Annotated in this window: 17 protein-coding genes; 4 read left to right on the top strand and 13 right to left on the bottom strand. The window is 60.8% G+C overall.

Annotated features, from left to right (window positions below; genetic code table 11):
• Positions 1 to 9: 9 nt before the first annotated feature.
• The 3 genes from KGB20_RS13535 to KGB20_RS13525 all read right to left on the bottom strand — a co-directional run bounded on the left by KGB20_RS13535 (position 10) and on the right by KGB20_RS13525 (position 2,726).
• On the bottom strand, positions 10 to 849 hold the full coding sequence (locus KGB20_RS13535) for a substrate-binding periplasmic protein (protein WP_154910863.1): 840 nt from the start codon (positions 847 to 849) through the stop codon (positions 10 to 12).
• A gap of 197 nt (positions 850 to 1,046) precedes the next feature.
• Positions 1,047 to 1,976 carry an electron transfer flavoprotein subunit alpha/FixB family protein gene (locus KGB20_RS13530; RefSeq protein WP_008004325.1) on the bottom strand — a complete coding sequence of 310 codons (930 nt, stop codon included), beginning with the start codon at positions 1,974 to 1,976 and terminating at the stop codon, positions 1,047 to 1,049.
• A complete protein-coding gene (locus KGB20_RS13525; RefSeq protein ID WP_015093946.1) occupies positions 1,977 to 2,726 on the bottom strand; it encodes an electron transfer flavoprotein subunit beta/FixA family protein in 750 nt (249 codons plus the stop codon).
• A 548-nt stretch (positions 2,727 to 3,274) separates the two neighbouring features.
• On the opposite strand from KGB20_RS13525, the gene KGB20_RS13520 reads away from it, so the two are divergent.
• Complete coding sequence (locus KGB20_RS13520) at positions 3,275 to 4,939, top strand: electron transfer flavoprotein-ubiquinone oxidoreductase (protein WP_223532504.1); 1,665 nt, start codon at positions 3,275 to 3,277, stop codon at positions 4,937 to 4,939.
• Between the two features lie 95 nt (positions 4,940 to 5,034).
• Here KGB20_RS13520 and KGB20_RS13515 read toward each other — a convergent pair whose 3' ends face one another.
• A complete protein-coding gene (locus KGB20_RS13515; protein WP_223532502.1) occupies positions 5,035 to 5,925 on the bottom strand; it encodes an AraC family transcriptional regulator in 891 nt (296 codons plus the stop codon).
• 204 nt (positions 5,926 to 6,129) lie between these two features.
• Between KGB20_RS13515 and KGB20_RS13510 the strand changes: the two genes are divergently transcribed.
• A complete protein-coding gene (locus KGB20_RS13510) occupies positions 6,130 to 7,182 on the top strand; it encodes an NAD(P)-dependent alcohol dehydrogenase (protein ID WP_223532500.1) in 1,053 nt (350 codons plus the stop codon).
• Here KGB20_RS13510 and KGB20_RS13505 read toward each other — a convergent pair.
• From KGB20_RS13505 to KGB20_RS13480, 6 genes are all read right to left on the bottom strand, one after another.
• Positions 7,179 to 7,982: an IclR family transcriptional regulator gene (locus KGB20_RS13505; RefSeq protein ID WP_223532498.1), complete on the bottom strand. Its 804-nt coding sequence runs from the start codon at positions 7,980 to 7,982 to the stop codon at positions 7,179 to 7,181. The two genes, KGB20_RS13510 and KGB20_RS13505, sit on opposite strands and share 4 nt — an antisense overlap.
• Positions 7,983 to 8,042: 60 nt before the next feature.
• Positions 8,043 to 9,353 (bottom strand): MFS transporter, encoded by a 1,311-nt coding sequence (locus tag KGB20_RS13500; RefSeq protein WP_223532496.1) that lies wholly within the window; start codon positions 9,351 to 9,353, stop codon positions 8,043 to 8,045.
• Positions 9,354 to 9,520: 167 nt separating this feature from the next.
• Positions 9,521 to 10,669: a galactonate dehydratase gene (gene dgoD / locus KGB20_RS13495; RefSeq protein WP_008047041.1), complete on the bottom strand. Its 1,149-nt coding sequence runs from the start codon at positions 10,667 to 10,669 to the stop codon at positions 9,521 to 9,523.
• 48 nt (positions 10,670 to 10,717) lie between these two features.
• A complete protein-coding gene (locus KGB20_RS13490) occupies positions 10,718 to 11,338 on the bottom strand; it encodes a 2-dehydro-3-deoxy-6-phosphogalactonate aldolase (RefSeq protein WP_057713734.1) in 621 nt (206 codons plus the stop codon).
• Positions 11,339 to 11,357: 19 nt separating this feature from the next.
• Positions 11,358 to 12,350, bottom strand: a complete 993-nt coding sequence (locus tag KGB20_RS13485; RefSeq protein ID WP_223532494.1) for a 2-dehydro-3-deoxygalactonokinase — start codon at positions 12,348 to 12,350, stop codon at positions 11,358 to 11,360.
• A 145-nt stretch (positions 12,351 to 12,495) separates the two neighbouring features.
• Positions 12,496 to 12,978: a GNAT family N-acetyltransferase gene (locus tag KGB20_RS13480; RefSeq protein ID WP_150812219.1), complete on the bottom strand. Its 483-nt coding sequence runs from the start codon at positions 12,976 to 12,978 to the stop codon at positions 12,496 to 12,498.
• Between the two features lie 337 nt (positions 12,979 to 13,315).
• On the opposite strand from KGB20_RS13480, the gene KGB20_RS13475 reads away from it, so the two are divergent.
• Positions 13,316 to 14,521, top strand: a complete 1,206-nt coding sequence (locus tag KGB20_RS13475; protein WP_223532492.1) for an MFS transporter — start codon at positions 13,316 to 13,318, stop codon at positions 14,519 to 14,521.
• A gap of 81 nt (positions 14,522 to 14,602) precedes the next feature.
• Entirely contained in the window at positions 14,603 to 14,926 is a 324-nt protein-coding gene (locus KGB20_RS13470; RefSeq protein ID WP_150812216.1) for a hypothetical protein, read from the top strand.
• 51 nt (positions 14,927 to 14,977) lie between these two features.
• Here KGB20_RS13470 and araH read toward each other — a convergent pair whose 3' ends face one another.
• From araH to KGB20_RS13455, 3 genes are all read right to left on the bottom strand, one after another.
• A complete protein-coding gene (araH, locus tag KGB20_RS13465) occupies positions 14,978 to 15,946 on the bottom strand; it encodes an L-arabinose ABC transporter permease AraH (protein WP_090457976.1) in 969 nt (322 codons plus the stop codon).
• A 12-nt stretch (positions 15,947 to 15,958) separates the two neighbouring features.
• Entirely contained in the window at positions 15,959 to 17,503 is a 1,545-nt protein-coding gene (gene araG, locus KGB20_RS13460) for an L-arabinose ABC transporter ATP-binding protein AraG (protein WP_223532490.1), read from the bottom strand.
• A gap of 64 nt (positions 17,504 to 17,567) precedes the next feature.
• Positions 17,568 to 18,572: a substrate-binding domain-containing protein gene (locus KGB20_RS13455; protein ID WP_057713728.1), complete on the bottom strand. Its 1,005-nt coding sequence runs from the start codon at positions 18,570 to 18,572 to the stop codon at positions 17,568 to 17,570.
• Positions 18,573 to 18,613 lie beyond the last annotated feature (41 nt).

Below are 18,613 nucleotides of genomic sequence, written 5' to 3'. Positions count from 1 at the left end.
TGAAAATCCTTACTGTTTTGGGGTACTGACGGGTTGTTGCGGGGGGCTTGGCTGTGGTTGTGAGCGTTGTGCTTTCCATCGCTCGATATTGCGCATCAGCACGGCCTCCGTCAGTCCGGACGCGGGCAATTCTGTCATCTTTTTGGCCAACTGTCCGCGCAACCACGGATCGTTGCACGCCGAGTCATGGGAAATCGCCAGGTACAGGCCAGGTTTGTCGACCGGTTGCGAGCGCGCGACCAGGTCAGCGGCCATGCCCAGTGTCTGTGCGGTCGCCATGCCCGAGTAACGCCCTGCCAGTACAAACTCGACCTCGCCCAACAGCAGTTTCTGAAAGGCCTGGGTCAGGTTGGACGTGCGAGTGAGGGTCAGTTGCTGTTCGGCAAAGGTGCTGAATTGCGGGGTCATTCGGGCCTTTTCCGACACGGCACCGGGATGGCCGTGCAGGTCCTGTGCTTCGTTGTAGACCAGTGTCGAGTCCTTGCGAGTCCAGACCAGATAGTCGTTTTCCAGCAAGGCTGGATGGATGTAGTCCAGGGTCTCCAGCTCGCTGACGGTCAACGTCGCGTCCGCCAGCATGTCCATGCGCCCGCTGCGCACTTCGTCCAGGGCCTGGGCGCGCTTGCCGGCATAAAGCAGTTCGACCTTGAGCCCCAACTCCCCCGCCACTTGCTGCAGCAAATCGGCGCTGGCACCGATCAGGTATTTGGGATTGTGCGGGTCTTGCCACAGGTACGGCGGTGCGTCCGGGCTGCCGGTTACCACAAGGCGCTCGCATTTGCCTGCGGCGACAGACAGCGCCGGCAATAGCGTCAATCCCAGCAAGCTCCACACACAGCGCAGATCCATGGCTTCACACTCCACTCATACCTGGTTATGCCCCCTGTAGGAGCGAGCTTGCTCGCGATGGATTCAAAGGCACCGCGTTTATCCAGGATCAACGCGTCATCGTTAACGTCCATCGCGAGCAAGCTCGCTCCTACAGAATGAAGAGCAAAAAAAAGCCCGACCAAAAGGCCGGGCTCTTTATAAGTGAAGCAGCCGGATTAGACCAGCTTCTCCAACTCAGGGATGGCTTCGAACAGGTCCGCCACCAGGCCGTAATCGGCCACCTGGAAGATCGGCGCTTCTTCGTCCTTGTTGATCGCAACGATCACTTTGGAGTCTTTCATGCCGGCCAGGTGCTGGATCGCGCCGGAGATACCGACGGCGATGTACAGCTGTGGAGCAACGATCTTGCCAGTCTGACCGACCTGCATGTCGTTGGGTACAAAACCTGCGTCGACCGCGGCGCGCGATGCACCGACGGCAGCGCCCAGCTTGTCGGCCAGGGCGTACAGGTGTTTGAAGTTGTCGCCGTTCTGCATGCCGCGACCGCCGGAAACGACGATCTTGGCAGCGGTCAGTTCCGGACGATCGGACTTGGCCAGCTCTTCGCCAACGAAGCTGGAGATGCCAGCGTCGTGGGCAGCGCCAACAGCTTCAACGGCAGCGGAGCCACCTTCGGCTGCAACCGGGTCGAAACCGGTGGCACGCACGGTGATCACCTTGACCGCAGCGTTCGACTGAACGGTAGCGATGGCGTTACCGGCGTAGATCGGGCGCTTGAAGGTGTCAGCGCTTTCTACCGAGATGATCTCGGAGATCTGGTCAACGTCCAGTGCAGCGGCAACGCGCGGCAGGATGTTTTTGCCGTTGGAAGTGGCGGCAGCCAGGATGTGGCTGTAGCCCTTGCCCAGCTCTGCAACCAGAGGAGCGACGTTTTCCGGCAGCTGGTGAGCGTAGGCAGCGTTATCGGCTACCAGCACTTTAGCCACGCCAGCGACTTTCGCAGCGGCTTCAGCCACGGCGCCAGCGCCCTGGCCAGCGACCAGAACGTGGATGTCACCACCGATTTTGGCGGCAGCAGCAACGGTGTTCAGCGTGGCCGGAGCCAGCACTTTGTTGTCGTGTTCAGCAATAACCAAGATAGTCATTTAGATTACCTTCGCTTCGTTTTTCAGTTTCTCGACCAGTTCAGCCACCGACTTGACCTTGATACCCGCGCTGCGTGCAGCCGGCGCTTCGACTTTCAAAGTCTTGTTGGTGGAGGCGGTGGAAACGCCCAAAGCATCCGGAGTCAGCACTTCGAGAGGCTTCTTCTTGGCTTTCATGATGTTTGGCAGAGACGCATAGCGCGGCTCGTTCAAACGCAGGTCGGTGGTGACGATCGCCGGCAGTTTCAGGGAAACTGTCTGCGCGCCGCCGTCGATTTCACGGGTCACAGCTACGCTGTCGCCGCTGATTTCGACTTTCGAAGCGAACGTGCCCTGACCGTAGCCGCTCAATGCAGCGAGCATCTGGCCAGTCTGGTTGTTGTCGCTGTCGATGGCCTGTTTGCCAAGGATCACCAGCTGAGGCTGTTCCTTGTCGACAACAGCTTTCAACAGTTTGGCAACAGCCAGGGAAGTCAGGTCTTCGGCGGACTCGACGAGGATGGCGCGGTCGGCACCCAGAGCCAGCGCAGTGCGCAGTTGCTCTTGAGCGGTGGACGGGCCTACGGAGACGACGACGATTTCAGTCGCAACACCCTTCTCTTTCAGGCGTACGGCTTCTTCCACGGCGATTTCGCAGAACGGGTTCATCGACATCTTGACGTTGGCAAGATCGACGCCGGAATTGTCCGCCTTGACGCGAACCTTGACGTTGTAATCCACAACGCGTTTGACAGCTACAAGAACCTTCATGGATTCCTCGTTACTCTCCGGTGAAAAGAAAGTCGCCTAGGCGAACCTGGCGGTTGATGCTCATCGGGCGCAAGGGCACCTCCAAAAACGCCGGCAAAGCTGTCAAGTGACCATCGCTCATGATCTGGATGACCGTTGGTCAGTGGTGACTGACGAGTCATTCAACATCGCGGCGTGTAAACTGCACATCAAACCCGCGCAGCGCATCACTCTCTACTGCCATCGCCCTGTCTTTAGAGGTGCTCTTGAAACCAACAGCCAGCCTACGGCGAGCGCAAAACCGCCCGTATCTTGACCGGAACGCCTATTCCGGTCAATACGCCAAAATGGCCGTTCATAAGGCGCGTGACTTTGATTTCTCTGGCTTTGAGCCAATTCAAACAAACGTTTGTATTGGACGCTGAGAGTGGTGTAGATATAATGCGCCACCAAAAGAGAAAGGTGGTCAATCGATTGTCCTCTTCCGGCGTTGCGCCGGGATTCATGGATGCGACACCCGACTTCCAAATTAGAAAAAAAACTGTTGAGCCTTGAGTAGGAGATAACCTGTGGAACGCGAATACATGGAATTCGACGTGGTCATCGTCGGTGCCGGCCCCGCTGGTCTTTCCGCCGCCTGCCGCTTGAAGCAGAAGGCCGCCGAAGCCGGTAAGGAAATCAGCGTCTGCGTGGTCGAAAAAGGCTCCGAAGTCGGTGCTCACATTCTGTCCGGCGCCGTGTTCGAACCACGGGCCCTGAACGAACTGTTCCCGAACTGGAAAGAACTCGGCGCGCCGCTGAACACGCCTGTCACCCGCGACGACATCTTCGTGCTCAAGAACGCTGAAAGCGCGCAGAAAATTCCAGACTTCTTTGTGCCCAAGACCATGCACAACGAAGGCAACTACATCATCTCCCTGGGCAACCTGTGCCGCTGGCTGGCCCAGCAGGCCGAGAACCTGGGCGTGGAAATCTACCCTGGCTTCGCCGCTCAGGAAGCGCTGATCGACGAAAACGGCGTGGTTCGCGGGATCATCACCGGCGACCTGGGCGTTGACCGCGAAGGCAACCCGAAGGAAGGCCTGTACACCCCGGGCATGGAACTGCGTGGCAAGTACACGCTGTTCGCCGAAGGTTGCCGTGGCCACATCGGCAAGCAACTGATCAAGCGCTTCAACCTGGACACTGACGCTGATGCCCAGCACTACGGCATCGGCCTGAAGGAAATCTGGGAAGTCGACCCGGCCAAGCATCAGCCAGGCCTGGTAGTGCACACCGCCGGTTGGCCGATGGACATCATGGGCACCGAGAACACCGGTGGCTCGTTCCTCTATCACCTGGAAAACAACCAGGTCGTGGTTGGCCTGATCGTCGACCTGTCCTACAGCAACACCTACCTGTCGCCGTTCGACGAGTTCCAGCGTCTCAAGCATCACCCGGTGCTTACTCAGTACCTGGAAGGCGGCAAGCGCATCAGCTACGGCGCACGTGCCATCTGCAAGGGCGGCCTGAACTCGCTGCCGAAAATGGTGTTCAAGGGCGGCGCGCTGATCGGTTGCGACCTCGGTACCCTGAACTTTGCAAAGATCAAAGGCAGCCACACCGCGATGAAGTCCGGCATGCTCGCCGCTGAATCCGTGGCCGAGGCGCTGTTCGCCGAGAAGGACGGCACCGAAGAGCTGACCACTTATGTGGACGCGTTCAAGAAGAGCTGGCTCTACGAAGAGCTGTTCGCCAGCCGCAACTTCGGCCCGGCGATCCACAAGTTCGGCGCCATCGTCGGCGGCGGCTTCAACTGGCTCGACCAGAACATCTTCGGAGGCAAACTGCCGTTCACCCTGCACGACACCAAGCCGGATTACGCTTGCCTCAAGCTCGCGGCCGACTGCAAGAAGATCGACTACCCGAAACCGGACGGCAAGCTCAGCTTCGACAAATTGAGCTCGGTGTTCATCTCCGGTACCAACCACGAAGAAGAACAGCCGTGCCACCTGAAGCTGGCCGACGCGAGCATCCCGATCAGCAAGAACCTGCCGCTGTACGATGAGCCGGCACAGCGTTACTGCCCGGCCGGCGTGTATGAAGTGATCACCAAGGAAGACGGCGAGAAGCGCTTCCAGATCAACGCCCAGAACTGCGTTCACTGCAAGACCTGCGACATCAAGGACCCTGCTCAGAACATCACCTGGGTGGCGCCGGAAGGTGCCGGCGGCCCGACTTACCCGAACATGTAAGCCGAACCGCTGAACATCAAGGCTCCCGAAACGGGGGCCTTTTTGTTGCCTGCAATCCTTGCAGCACCACCGCCCCCTGTGGGATATTCGGTGAGTCAGGCTGCGCGCTCGTCGCCCGGATTACGCTCGAAGTACCGCTTGTACTCACGACTGAACTGCGACGTGCTCTGATACCCCACCCGATGCGCCACCTGCGCCACACCCAGCCCCTCCCCCACCAACAACTGCTGCGCCCGCAGCAGACGCAATCGTTTCAGGTACTGCACCGGTGACAACAAGGTGCTGCGCTTGAAATGCTCGTGAAAGGTCGACGCACTCATGTTGGCGCAACTGGCCAGGGTCTCGACATTCAACGGTTCGGTGTAATGCGCATGCAGATGACTGAGGGATGCCGCGATCCGGGCGAACTGCCCCTGCTGCTCAACCAGTGCCCGCAATACATCGGCTTGCGGACCGCGCAAAGCGACGAACAGCAACTCACGCAAACGCGCTTGCCCCATGATCTGGCATTCCAGCGGATCGTGCAGGCAACGCAGCAGCCGCTCGACACAACCGCGCATGGCGTCATCGAGCACTGCCGAGGTCATGGACTCCGGTGTTTGCGCCGGAATATGCCGCCCCGGCGCCAGGCCCATCGCCAACACCAACTCGCCCAGCATCACCCGGTCGATCGCGACGGAAACACCCAGCATCGGCCCGCCGGGCGCGGCAAAGGTTTCACACTCGAACGGCACCGGCAGCGCCTGAATCAGGTAATGCCCAGCACCATATTCCAGGGTGCGCGGCCCCAGGTACGCCAGTTTGCTGCCCTGGGCGATGATCACCAGGCTCGGCTCATAGATCTGCGGCCCACGGGCCACGTCGCAACTGGCCCGCAGAACCTGTACGCCCGGCAACGCAGTCGGGACGAAACCGTCGCGAGTGGACAGCGGCTCGATCAGCGAAACCAGGGTGGCATTGGCATCAAGGTAACGGGTCAACAGCATCGGGGCTCTTCACAAAAAAGGTCACAAAAAAGGTCACGGATTAAGGGACGAAAGCATCATCGCAGGTCTGATTGCCAATGGGTTCGAACAGAGGCGGATGCCGGAGGAATAGGCATGACACCCGGAGGAATCGCCATGGCCGGTACAGGGGACGACGCCCAGAATGCGCCACCTCACCCGTCAGCGCTTTTTGCGAGGTTCACCATGTACACCGCCATCGGATACGCCGCCCAGTCGGCCACCACTCCCCTCGCCCCCGTGAAATTCGAACGTCGCAGCCCAAGGCCTGACGACGTTGCCATCGAGATTCTCTACTGCGGCGTCTGCCATTCCGACATCCATCAGGCCCGCAACGAGTGGGGCATTGCCGTTTACCCGCTGATGCCTGGCCACGAAATCGTAGGCAAGGTGACCGCCGTGGGTGCGAGTGTCACCCAGCATAAAGTCGGCGATCTGGTCGGTGTCGGCTGCATGGTCGATTCGTGCCGCAGCTGCGAAGCCTGCCAGGCCAACCTCGAGCAATACTGCCTCGAAGGTCCGACCATGACCTACGCCACCCCGGACCGCGTGGATGGCAGCAACACCATGGGCGGCTACTCCGACAGCATCGTGGTCAGCGAGCACTTTGTGGTGCGTATCCCGGAAAAACTGCCCCTGGCCAGCGCCGCGCCGATCCTGTGCGCCGGCATCACCACCTACTCACCGCTCAAGCACTACGGCGTGAAGGCCGGTGACAAGGTCGGGATTCTCGGCATGGGCGGCCTGGGCCACATGGGTATCAAGTTCGCCAAGGCCATGGGCGCCGAGGTGACCTTGTTCACCCGTTCGGCGAGCAAGGCCGAAGAGGCTCGTCGTCAGGGCGCGGACCATGTGATCGTGTCCACCGATGACGCCCAGATGCAGGCTGCGGCCGGGCACTTCGATTTCCTGCTCGACACCATTCCGGTGCAGCACGACCTCAACCCTTACCTCGATACGCTGCGATTCGACGGCGTACATATCCTGGTGGGGTTGATCGAACCGGTGGACCCACCGGTACATGCCGCCAAACTGGTGTTGGGGCGTCGCGTGCTCGCCGGCTCGCTGATCGGCGGCATCGCAGAAACCCAGGAAGTGCTGGATTTCTGCGCCGAACACAACATCACCTGCGACATCGAAATGCTCGACATCCGCCAGATCAACGAGGCTTACGCCCGCATGATCGCCGGTGACGTGAAGTACCGCTTCGTCATCGACATGGCGACCTTGAAAATCTAAACCTTCAAGCCAAGCTCCGCCGACAGCCGGGCCGTGACCCCTTTGATCAGGGGAATCAGCTCGGCCATTTTTTCCAGCGGCATGTAAGGCACGGTACTGGCAATGCTGATGCCGGCGACGATGCGCTTGCTGGCATCACGGATCGGAGCGGCCACACAGCGGATCGACGGTTCGTTGTCTTCCAGGTCGAACGCATAACCGCCGGCCACATACTCGACCATGCGCTGCTGAAACTGCTCCCAGGATTGCTCCGGGTGCTGCGGCCAGAACTGGTTTTTCCCACCCACCGGCAGGCTGACTTCGTACAGGCGCTGCCACTCTTGCGGTGAATCATCGAGCATCAGCGCCTTGCCGATCCCGGTGCGCGCCAACGGCATGCGATGGCCGACCCGCGAACGCATTTCCGGGCCATTGCGCCCCGGATTCTTGTGCAGGTACAGCACTTCGTCGCCTTCACGGATCGCCAGGTGAATGGTGTCGCCGGTCAACGCCGACAACTCATCCAGGTACGGCCCGGCCAGGGTCACCAACGGCAGCTCTTCACGGGCCTGAAAGCCCAGTTCGATCAGTTTCGGCCCCAGCAAATAACCGACTTGCGGCACCACCCGCAGATAACGCTCGTCCACCAGGCAACTGGCCAGGCGATGGGTGGTGCTGCGCGTGGTGCCGATCAGCCGGGCGATTTCCTTGAGATCCCGGGCGCCGCTGGCCACGGCCTGGACCACACCCAACCCGCGAAGCAGGGTCTGGGTGCCGGTCGGCGCGGCGTCCTTGGCGATTTTTTGGGCGTCTTCCTGCATATCCAGCCTTTACCGTTGAGCGAGTGAACGGGCGGCATTATGGTCGCCCGCGTGCCACGACTACAACTTGATACGCTCGACCTTGCCCACCAGCAAGATGTAGGACAGTGCGCCAATCAGTGCCAGCACCGAGATGTAGGTGATCGCCGGGGCAAAAGAATCACCCGTCGCGAGGAAGCCGATCACGATAGGCGTGGCAATCGCCGACAGGTTGCCGATGAAGTTGAACACACCGCCGGTCAGCCCGAGCAAGCGCGCCGGAGCCAAGGTCGATACCAGCGACCAGGTAATCGAAGCCAGGCCATTGCCGAAGAATGCCAGCGCGAGAAAGGCAATCACCAACGGCGTCGACTCGACAAAGTTGGCGCCGATGATCGAGGTGGAAATCAGCAGGCCGCTGATGATCGGCAACTTGCGGGCGAAACCTACCGTGTAACCGCGACGGATCAAAAAGTCCGAGAAGAAACCGGAACACAGCACACCGATAAACGCGGCGAGAAACGGCAGCGATGCCAACAGGCCGGACTTGATGAAGTCCATGCCGCGATACTTCACCAGGTAGGTCGGGAACCAGGTGAGGAAGAACCACAGTGTCGAGTTGAGGCAGAACTGCCCGAGGTAAATGCCCCAGAGCTTGCGCTTGGTCAGGACAATCCCCAGGTCGGTCCAGCTGAATTTGGCTTTGACCCTGGCCTGTTCGGCCTGGATATCCACCAGCCCGCCGCCCTCGCGGATCAAGTCAATTTCCGCGTCATTGGCGCCTTTGAAATCCCGCGGCTCGCGATACACCGCGTACCAGATCACCGCCCACACAATGCCCACAGCGCCGGTGGTGACGAACACCATGTGCCAGCCGAATTCGTGCTGCAGCCAGGCCAGCACCGGCGTCAGGAATGCCAGGCCGACGAATTGCCCGGAGGTGTAGAAACCAATGGCCGTGGCGCGCTCACGCTCGGGGAACCAGGTGGTGACCACGCGACTGTTGATCGGATAGGCCGGCGCTTCCAGGGCACCGACCGCCATGCGCAACACGAACAGCGCGATGAAGCTGGCAGCGAAGCCGAGCATCACCGTGGCCACCGACCACAGCAGCAAGGCAACACTGTAAAGGATGCGCGGTGGCACGCGATCCACCAGCCAGCCGCCGGGGATTTGCATGGCCGCGTAGGTCCAGCCGAACGCGGAGAAGATCAGGCCGACGTGGATCGGGTCGATGCCCAAGTCACTGGTCAATGCCGGGGCAGCGATGGACAGGTTGCTGCGGTCCAGGTAGTTGATCACCACGGTGATGAACAACAGCACCATGATGAAAAAACGCTTGCGGCTGGGCGTCACCAACGATGCCTGCCCGGTGAGGGTTTGCGGTTGCATGAGGGGTGCCTCTTCTTATGGTTATTGAGGTCAATTTGAAACTTCGCGCAGACCCCTTGTAGGAGCGAGCTTGCTCGCGATGGTGTGTCATTCAACCTGATGTCGACTGACACACCATCGCGAGCAGGCTCGCTCCTACAGGGGATAGGTGGTGGATCAGAGATCACTCACCACTCGGCAAAACTGCCATCGGCATGGCGCCAGATCGGGTTGCGCCAGCGGTGGCCGATGGCGGCGCGTTCGATCACGTATTCCTCGTTGATCTCGATGCCCAGGCCCGGGCCGTTCGGGATCTTCACGAAGCCTTTGTCGTAGTCGAACACCCTTGGGTCTTTGACGTAGTCGAGCAGGTCGTTGCTCTCGTTGTAATGGATGCCCAGGCTCTGTTCCTGGATGAACGCGTTATAGCAAGCCGCGTCCAGTTGCAGGCAGGCCGCCAGGGCAATCGGGCCCAGCGGGCAATGCAGCGCCAGCGCCACGTCGTAGGCTTCGGCCATGTTGGCGATCTTGCGGGTCTCGGTGATGCCACCGGCGTGGGAGGCATCCGGCTGGATGATGTCGACATAACCTTCGCTGAGCACGCGCTTGAAATCCCAGCGCGAGAACAGCCGTTCGCCCAGGGCAATCGGCGTACTGGTCAGCGGCGCCAACTCTTTGAGCGCTTCGTAGTTTTCGCTCAGCACCGGCTCTTCGATGAACATCAGCTTGTACGGATCAAGCTCCTTCATCAGCACCTTGGCCATGGGCTTGTGCACCCTGCCATGGAAGTCCACGCCTATGCCGACGTTCGGGCCGACGGCATCGCGCACGGCAGCGACGTTGGCCAGGGCCTGGTCGACCTTGTCGAAGGTATCGAGGAATTGCAGCTCTTCGGTGCCGTTCATTTTCACCGCGGTAAAACCACGCTCGACCGCTTCTTTCGCCGCACGCGCGGTGTCCGCTGGACGGTCACCGCCGATCCACGAGTACACACGAATCTTGTCCCGCACCTGGCCACCCAGCAGATCGCTGACCGACACGCCCAGCGCCTTGCCCTTGATGTCCCACAAGGCCTGATCGATACCGGCCAGAGCGCTCATGTGGATCGCGCCGCCACGGTAGAAGCCGCCGCGATAGAGCACGGTCCAGATGTCTTCGATGTTGCGCGGGTCTTTACCGATCAGGTAGTCGGACAATTCTTCAACGGCAGCGGCAACGGTGTGGGCGCGGCCTTCGACCACGGGCTCACCCCAACCGGTGACGCCCTCGTCGGTTTCGACCTTGAGGAAGCACCAGCGCGGCGGAACGATGAAGGTGGTCAGTTTGGTGATTTTCATCTTTTGGCTCTCTTATTAGATGCAGCGCGCTCGGCGCTCAATGAAGTCTTAGCGAAGGGCTTTCCAGGCAGCGACGTAGGCCTCGGCATTGGCCGCCACCTGCGTAGGCGTCATGCCCGGTTTGAACAGGCCGGAACCGAGGCCGAAACCTTTGACGCCGGCGTCGATGAACGACTGCATGTTGTCCGGCGTGATCCCGCCGACCGGCGCCAGAAGGGTTCCGGCAGGCAATACGGCGAGCCAGGCTTTGACGACTGCCGGCCCCATCTGCTCGGCCGGAAACAGCTTCAGCACATCCGCGCCTTCAGCCAGTGCCGTGAAGGCTTCGGTCGGCGTGGCGACACCCGGCGACAGGTACAGCCCTGCCGCTTTCGCCGCGCGCAAGACCTTCGGATCGCTATGGGGCATGACGATCACCTGGCCGCCCGCTGCTTTCACTTGCTCGACCTGCTCCGGCGTCAACACCGTACCGGCACCGATCAGGCAATCGGCGGGCAAGGTACTGCGCAGGATGCGGATACTTTCGTACGGTTCAGGGGAATTGAGCGGCACTTCGATGACGCGAAATCCGGCGGCGTACAGGACTTCGCCGATGGCCGCCGCTTCCTGCGGGCGCAGGCCACGCAGGATCGCGATCAGGCCATTTTGCGCCAGGGCTTGTTTGAGCATGTCAGGACTCCAGTCAGGTTTAACGGGATGCGGTGCACGTGACCAGGCCGGCAGCCAGCGCCAGTTGCCACAACCCGCGTTCGGTGGCTTGTTCGGCCAGAGTCACCCGGGCAAAACCGCAGGCGTCGAGCGCACGGCTGTAGCGGGCACAGAGTTGGGTGTTGCCGATGAGGATGATCGAAGGCAGATGCACACTGTTGCGTCGGCGCCGCTGGACATTGGCCAAGGCCGTCAACTCGTGGCCGATCAGCAGGCCGGACAGATAGTCCGCCTGGGCGATTGCGCTCAACTCGCCGGTCAGCCCGAGACTGCGGGCGCTGAACATCGTCGACAGCGGACCGATTTCACCGTGCGCCGACAACGCGACCTTCACGCCGCGATCAAACGCATCGCCATCGAAAGACGCGCCACATTGTTGGGTGCGTCCGAGAATGCTGTGTTGACTGAGCACAGCGAAGACTTCGCCGGTCATGAAAGTGTCGAAGTGCACGATGCAGCCGTCGGCCACTTCCACCCATTTCGAATGGCTGCCCGGCAGGCCGATCAGCAGATCAGCGCCCGTCTCGCTCGTCAGGTTTTGCAGCACGCCGAGTACCTGGGTTTCTTCGCCGCGCATCACGTTCGGCAAAGGCGAACGCTCGATGACGCCGGGCACGATGTGCACATCGACGCCGCGCCGGCTGCGCACGGTTTGCAAGGAAGTACCGAGCGTGGCGACGTTCGCCGGCGTGTCCCGGTAGGCCGCTTCACTCCAACCCTGGGCGCTGCCGACCATGCCGCAGGCAATCACCGGCAAATCCGGCTGGGCGTCGAGCCAGTCGCCGCAAGCCTCATCGAAGGCCAGTTCGAAACCATCGGCGCATTCCCGGCCGCCAATGATTCGCGGCGCTTTCGGCAGCTGCATGATCCCCGACGACAGCGAACGCTGTTCGAGCACTTGCCCGCCTTCGGCCAGTTTGTAAGCACGTAATGAGGTTGTCCCCCAGTCGAGCGCGATCAATTGCGCCTGCATCGCTTCACCTGTTTTGGTTTTTGGCAGTGAGTGAGCGGGACTATAAACCTGTGACGGGACAAATCTCAATATATAAATATCAATCCCATATTATGGGACAAGACAAAAAAATCGCAGCCCGAAGGCTGCGATCTTTTGGAAGCGATCAGTTACCCGCTGCAAAATCCCGCAACACCGCCCCATCCATCCGATAGCGCACCCACTCCTCCTGCGGCTGCGCGCCCAGGGATTTGTAGAAATCGATGGCCGGCGTATTCCACTCCAGCACGCTCCACTCGAAACGGCCGCAGTCGTTGGCGCAGGCGATTTTCGCCAGATGCCGCAACAGGGTCTTGCCCGCGCCACCACCGCGTTGTTCCGGGGTGATGTAGAGGTCTTCGAGGTACAGGCAGTTGCTGCCAAGCCAGGTGGAATAGCTGAAGAAGAACACCGCGAAACCGATGGGTGCACCCTCGCGCAGGCAGATCAGGCCATGGGCTGTGGCGCCTTCGCTGAACAGGCTGCGCTCGATATCGGCAACGTTGGCGATAACTTCATGGCGGGCACGTTCGTAGTCGGCCAGTTCAGTGATGAACGCGAGGATTTGCGGTGCATCACTGGGGGTCGCCGGGCGGATTTCGATCGTCATGGACGTGCCTTGTCAAAAGTGGAAAACGCCATACTAAGTCGGCGCGTGGCACTCGTCACATGGGAAATCATTGTGGCGAGGGGGCTCGCCCCCGTTGGGTTGCGTAGCAACCCCAATAAGAACAATTGAGTCTTTCTGGTGGAATGCAGTCTTTAAGGAAGGGCCTGCTTCGCAGGCTAGCGGGGGCAAGCCCCCTCGCCACAAAAGCCCCTTGCCAAAAAATGGATCTTTACTCCGGCCGGCACTAACCCTGGAATCGATAACCTCGGACCTAATATTCGGGGTCTGCGTGGTTAGATAGACGCGCTGCTCATTTATCCGGTCAAGGAACCGCGTCATGTCTACCGCAACACCCCCAGTTTCAAGCAAGCTGTTCGGCCTTTTTTGCCTCGCCAGTTACCTGTTGTCATTGTCCTACGGCTCGACGTTTCTGCTGTCGTTGCTGATTGGTTCTCGCGGCGGTAACGAACACGACGCCGGAAGTGTGATTTCGGCGGCAATGCTCAGCACCTTTGCAGCGGTGATTGTTTCCGGTCATTTGTCCGACCTGCTCGGTGCCGCCCGCTCGGTGGCGCTGTTCGGTGTATTGCTGGTAGCGGCCAGCTTGGGCTTCGCCCTGACCCCGGGCTTCGGTCACCTGTTGTTGTTTTTCGGCCTGCTGCTGGGCTTGGGCTGGGGCGTGTTCTACACCCTGGGGCCGATCATCGTGGCAAGCCTGGTGACACCCGCGCAGCGCGCCAGATACTTCGCCCTGTTGTCCGGCAGCATGATGACCGGGATCGGCAGCGGCCCGTTGCTCGGCCGCGCGGCGAGTGCGCTTGGCTATCCGGTGACCGCGGCGTTTTACCTGGCGGCGCTGGCCAGCCTGATCGGCGTATTGCTGTTCTGGCGCCTGGCTCGACAACTGAAACCGGCGCCCGCGCAATCTGGCAGCGTGTCGCGAATTTCCTGGCGTGCAGCGGGTCAGGTGCTGTCGTCCAGGGCCGTTCTTCCGATCATCATGGTTGGTCTCGGCGGCTGCGTGTTCGGTGGTCTGTCGAGCTTTCAAACCAGTTATGCCGCAGCGCGCTCGCTCGACTATTCGCTGTTCTTCCTCGGCTTCATGAGTGCGGCGATCAGCGGCCGCATGCTGGTTGCCGGTTTCGTGGTCAAGCGCGATCCATTGCGTGCATCGTTCCTGCTTTCGGGGCTGATGCTGGCATCGATCGTGATGTTCGGTTTTGTCGTCGACAACAGCGTCAGCTACGTGCTCGCGGCGGTGATGCTCGGGATCGGTTACGGCCTGACCTACTCGGTGATCAACGGCCTGGCCGCCAATGAAGCGCCGAACGGCACCACCGCACAATCCTTGCTGCTGTTCAGCCTGTCGTACTTCTTCGGCGTGTTCGGATTTCCATTGCTGGCAGGGAAAATCATCGTCGAGCAAGGCATGCCCACGCTGTTGCTCACGGTGTTGGCGGTTGCCTCGCTCAACTGGCTGATCACCGTGGGTCGCTTGATCTGGCGTAGAGCCACAGCGGTCAGGGCACTGGAGGAGGCCTGAGCCGTTCGTCGCTGACAATGCACCCATCCGGGTCGAGGGCGGACTAATCAGGTAAGGACTCTACTCGCTGGAGACACCACCATGACCCTGTCCAGGTTGACCGCCCTCGTTCTCACTGCCCTTTTATCCGCCGCCTCCTTCGCCGGAACCATCGGCTCGAGCACCGGCCCGACCAATCCGGTGGAAAAACCCAGGGCTCCCGCCATCCAGAGTGCCCCCGGCATGAACACCGATGGCACGACGATCGACCATAACCTGCCGCCCGCCACCGGCACCGACCCGCGGATTCAAGGCAACGACGCGGGACGTCAGGGCGGGACGAACCTGCCGGACAAAAAAACACCCGGCAGTGGCGGCCTCGGTTCAAGCACCACCGAGGACGAGGAAAGCCATTTGAGAGAGTAATGAAGCCAGTCCGTCATCGCGAGCAAGCTCGCACACAGGTGTAATGGGGTGTCAGCGCTGTTTCAGGCGGTCAATCACGACGGCCAGAAGCAAAATCGAACCCCGGATCACATACTGATAAAACGTATCGATGTTCTTCAGGTTCATCGCATTTTCGATGATCGCCAGAATCAACACCCCGGCGATCACATGCCGGATCATGCCGATCCCGCCACTCAACGACACCCCGCCCAGTACGCAGGCCGAGATCACCGTCAATTCGAAACCCTGGCCGATCATTGGCTGGCCGGAGGTCATGCGCGAGGCCAGGATCACCCCGGCCAACGCGCCGATCACACCGTGCACGGCGAAGATGATGATCTTGGTCCGGTCGACATTCACACCGGCCAGCAGCGCCGCTTCCTGGTTGCCGCCGATGGCCATGGTGTTGCGCCCGTAGGTGGTGTAGTTCAGCAGCCAGCCGAAGAACAGGAAGCAGACGATGGTGATCAGGATCGGTACCGGCACGCCAAACATCTGGCCGTTACCGAACACAAAGAACGATTCCTGGGACACCCCCACCGCTTTGCCGTTGGCGAAGATGTAGGCCAGACCGCGCACGATCTGCATGGTCGCCAGCGTGGTGATCAGCGCATTGACCCGCAGCTTGGCGATCACTATCCCGTTGATCAACCCGACGATCAGGCCCATCACTAGCGCCGCACAGACACCGAGAAACACGCTGTCGGTGTCGCGCATCACCACCGCCGCGACCACCCCGGCACAGGCAATCACCGAGCCCACCGACAAGTCGAAATGCCCGGACGCCAGGCAATACAACATGGTGCAGGCAGCAATGCCGGTGGTGGAAATCGCCAGGCCCAGGCCACGCATGTTCAGCGGTGAAAGGAAGTTGTCGATCAGCAAGGTGCAGGCGACAAAGATGCCGACCGCCGCCAGCAGCATCACCCAGTCATCAAGGAAGCGCCGCAAGTCCAGCGGTTTGCGCGTGGTCGGCAGGGTGTTGTTTTGGGTTGTCATCATAGTCACCTCTCAGTTCGCCACGCCGTCGGCGCGTTGGCGCGGCAAAGCCAGTTGCAGCAGGTTGGATTCGTTGGCCTGTTCGCGGCTCAGCTCGCCACGCAGGGCGCCTTCGCACAGCACCAGGATGCGGTCGGAAATACCCATGACTTCCATCAAGTCGCTGGACACCACAATCACCGCGATCCCCTTGGCTGCCAGGTTATGGATGATCTGGTAGATCTCGGCCTTGGCACCGATGTCGATGCCGCGTGTGGGTTCGTCGAGCAGCAGCACTTTCATCGGCATCGACAGCCAGCGGCCGAGAATGGCCTTCTGCTGATTGCCACCGGACAGGTACATGATTTTCTGCGCCGCGTTGGGCGTCTTCACTTTCAACGCCTTGATCTGCTGCTCGGCGTTGTCCTTCTCCCACAGGCCACGCAACAGGCAACCAAAGGTGGAGTGGGCGCCTCGGGCGCTGATGTTGATGTTCTCGGCGACGCTGGCCAGCGGAAGGATGCCCTCCTTCTTGCGGTCCTCGGGGCACAACAGGATCCCGGCGGCAATCGCGTCCCGGGGTGAACGCAGCTTCAGTTCATGGCCTCGAAGTTTCAGCTGTCCGGCGCTGTGGCGTGCCAGACCACTGAGCAGGCGCAACAGCTCGGTGCGACCGGCCCCGACCAGCCCGAACAGCCCGAGGATTTCGCCTTTGTGCACCTCGAAACTCACTGGCTCGCGCAACCCCGGCCCGAGCAGTCCGTCGACCTTGAGTGCCACCGCGCCGCGCTGGCGCGGGCGGTAATCGTAGATGTCCTGGATGTCGCGCCCGACCATGCAGGTGACCAGTTGATCGTGGGTCAGTTGGCTCATGTCATCGAACGTGCGCACGTAGCGCCCGTCCTTGAACACCGTCACCGCGTTGCAGATGCGGAACACTTCTTCCATGCGATGGGAGACATAGAGCACCACTTTGCCTTCGTCCCGCAGCCGACCGATGATCGCCATCAAGCGGTCGATCTCCCTTGCCGAAAGGCTGCTGGTGGGTTCGTCGAAGGCAATCACGTGGGCGCCACGGGACAAAGCCTTGGCGATTTCCACCAGTTGCCGCTGGCCGAGGGACAGGCGCCCGACTTTCTCCTGCGGGTCGATTTCATCGGCCAGGCCTTTGAGGCAGGCCAGTGCCTGCTGGCGCAGGGTGCTGCGATTGATCAGGCCGAAACTGGCTGGCAGATGCCCGAGAAACAGGTTCTCGGCCACGGTCATTTCCGGTACCAGATGCAGCTCCTGGTGGATCACCGCGACGCCACTGCCGATGCTGTCGGCGGTGGACTTGAAGTCCATCGTCCGCTCGCCGATCTTTAAGGCACCGCTGCAAGGCGTATAGGCCCCGCCGAGAATTTTCAGCAGCGTCGACTTGCCGGCGCCGTTCTCGCCCATCAAGGCGTGAACCTGCCCCGGATGGGCGACGAAGCTGATGTTGTCCAGCGCCTTCACTCCGGGAAAGGTCTTGCCGATCCCGTTGAAGCGCAAGCTGCCGGTAAGGCTGTGTTCGTGTTGGATTGTTTGCGCGTGCATAACCACCTCTTCACACCGATCAGGCGACCCCGCCGCCGAGGCCGCCGCTGAAGTCAAACGGCCGTCAGTTCCACAGGCCGATCTTTTCCAGTTCCTGCTTGAAGTTGTCGCGGGTGATCAGCGTCACGTCATCCATGGCGGTGTACTTCGCCGGTTCTTTGCCGGTGGTGACCCACTCGTACATCATGCTGGCGGTGTTGTAGCCCTCGATGTGCGGGCTCGGCAGCATCGAGCCGTAGAAGCCGCTGTCGGGTTTCTTCAGCTCACCGATGGCGTCGGTACCGTTGATGCCGATGCCGATCACGTTGGCTGCGGCGAAACCGGCGCTCTCGGTGGCGCGCACCCCGCCGAGCACGGTGTTGTCGTTCATGCCGCCGATGATCAGGTTCTTCGCCGCCCCCGGCAGTTTCACCAGGGCCGAGTTGGTGGCGTCCATGCTGCCCGGCACGTCGAGGGTCTTGAGGGCCGCGAACAGGATGTGGTCTTTCGGCATGCCGGCATCCTGCAGCGCTTTCACCGAACCGTCGGTGCGCTTCTTGCCGGTGTCGAGTTCGTTGTAGGTGTTGATCACCGCATAGGTGTCTTTCCAGTCCCAGCCGCGTTTCTTCGCTTCGGTCGCCATGGCATTACCTTGTTTCTGGCCGACTTCGAAAGCGGCCATGCCAAGGTACGGCACGTCTTCCATGAACTTGCCGCTGGCATCGACGAAACGGTCATCGACGGCGATCACTTTCAACCCGTTGAGTTTGGCCTTGGCCATGATCGCCGGGCCGAGGGACACGTCCGGCGGGCAGATCACGAACCCCTTGGCGCCGTTGGCCGCGAGGCTGTCGATGGCAGAAAGGGTTTTCTCACCGTCGGGCACGGCGATCTTGATCAGGGTGAAGCCCTTCTCTTTCCCGGCCTTTTCGGCAAAGGCCCACTCGGTCTGGAACCAGGGTTCTTCGGCCTGCTTGACCAGGAAACCGATCTTCACTTCCTCGGCTGCCAGCAGCGTGTTGCTCAGGCTGAACGCCGAGACCGCCAACGCGGCACAGCACAGGGAACGGATAGCATGACGACGATTCATAAGCTGACTCCTTGTTATTTTTCTTGAGCACTCGTTGAAAG

It is taken from the genome of Pseudomonas sp. BF-R-30 (genome assembly GCF_019956175.1).
Classification (GTDB): domain Bacteria; phylum Pseudomonadota; class Gammaproteobacteria; order Pseudomonadales; family Pseudomonadaceae; genus Aquipseudomonas; species Aquipseudomonas jessenii.
This window is presented reverse-complemented; position numbering and strand designations above follow the sequence as displayed.

Excerpts from the sequence above, each read along its gene's own strand:
- KGB20_RS13505 (WP_223532498.1), bottom strand. The coding sequence starts at position 7,982 with ATGCAGGAAGACGCCCAAAAAATCGCCAAGGACGCCGCGCCGACCGGC.
- KGB20_RS13475 (WP_223532492.1), top strand. The coding sequence starts at position 13,316 with ATGTCTACCGCAACACCCCCAGTTTCAAGCAAGCTGTTCGGCCTTTTT.
- KGB20_RS13530 (WP_008004325.1), bottom strand. The coding sequence starts at position 1,976 with ATGACTATCTTGGTTATTGCTGAACACGACAACAAAGTGCTGGCTCCG.
- KGB20_RS13470 (WP_150812216.1), top strand. The coding sequence starts at position 14,603 with ATGACCCTGTCCAGGTTGACCGCCCTCGTTCTCACTGCCCTTTTATCC.
- KGB20_RS13525 (WP_015093946.1), bottom strand. The coding sequence starts at position 2,726 with ATGAAGGTTCTTGTAGCTGTCAAACGCGTTGTGGATTACAACGTCAAG.
- araH (WP_090457976.1), bottom strand. The coding sequence starts at position 15,946 with ATGACAACCCAAAACAACACCCTGCCGACCACGCGCAAACCGCTGGAC.
- KGB20_RS13490 (WP_057713734.1), bottom strand. The coding sequence starts at position 11,338 with ATGCTCAAACAAGCCCTGGCGCAAAATGGCCTGATCGCGATCCTGCGT.
- araG (WP_223532490.1), bottom strand. The coding sequence starts at position 17,503 with ATGCACGCGCAAACAATCCAACACGAACACAGCCTTACCGGCAGCTTG.
- dgoD (WP_008047041.1), bottom strand. The coding sequence starts at position 10,669 with ATGAAAATCACCAAACTGACCACCTTCATCGTTCCGCCGCGCTGGTGC.
- KGB20_RS13535 (WP_154910863.1), bottom strand. The coding sequence starts at position 849 with ATGGATCTGCGCTGTGTGTGGAGCTTGCTGGGATTGACGCTATTGCCG.
- KGB20_RS13485 (WP_223532494.1), bottom strand. The coding sequence starts at position 12,350 with ATGCAGGCGCAATTGATCGCGCTCGACTGGGGGACAACCTCATTACGT.
- KGB20_RS13515 (WP_223532502.1), bottom strand. The coding sequence starts at position 5,925 with ATGCTGTTGACCCGTTACCTTGATGCCAATGCCACCCTGGTTTCGCTG.
- KGB20_RS13500 (WP_223532496.1), bottom strand. The coding sequence starts at position 9,353 with ATGCAACCGCAAACCCTCACCGGGCAGGCATCGTTGGTGACGCCCAGC.
- KGB20_RS13455 (WP_057713728.1), bottom strand. The coding sequence starts at position 18,572 with ATGAATCGTCGTCATGCTATCCGTTCCCTGTGCTGTGCCGCGTTGGCG.
- KGB20_RS13510 (WP_223532500.1), top strand. The coding sequence starts at position 6,130 with ATGTACACCGCCATCGGATACGCCGCCCAGTCGGCCACCACTCCCCTC.
- KGB20_RS13480 (WP_150812219.1), bottom strand. The coding sequence starts at position 12,978 with ATGACGATCGAAATCCGCCCGGCGACCCCCAGTGATGCACCGCAAATC.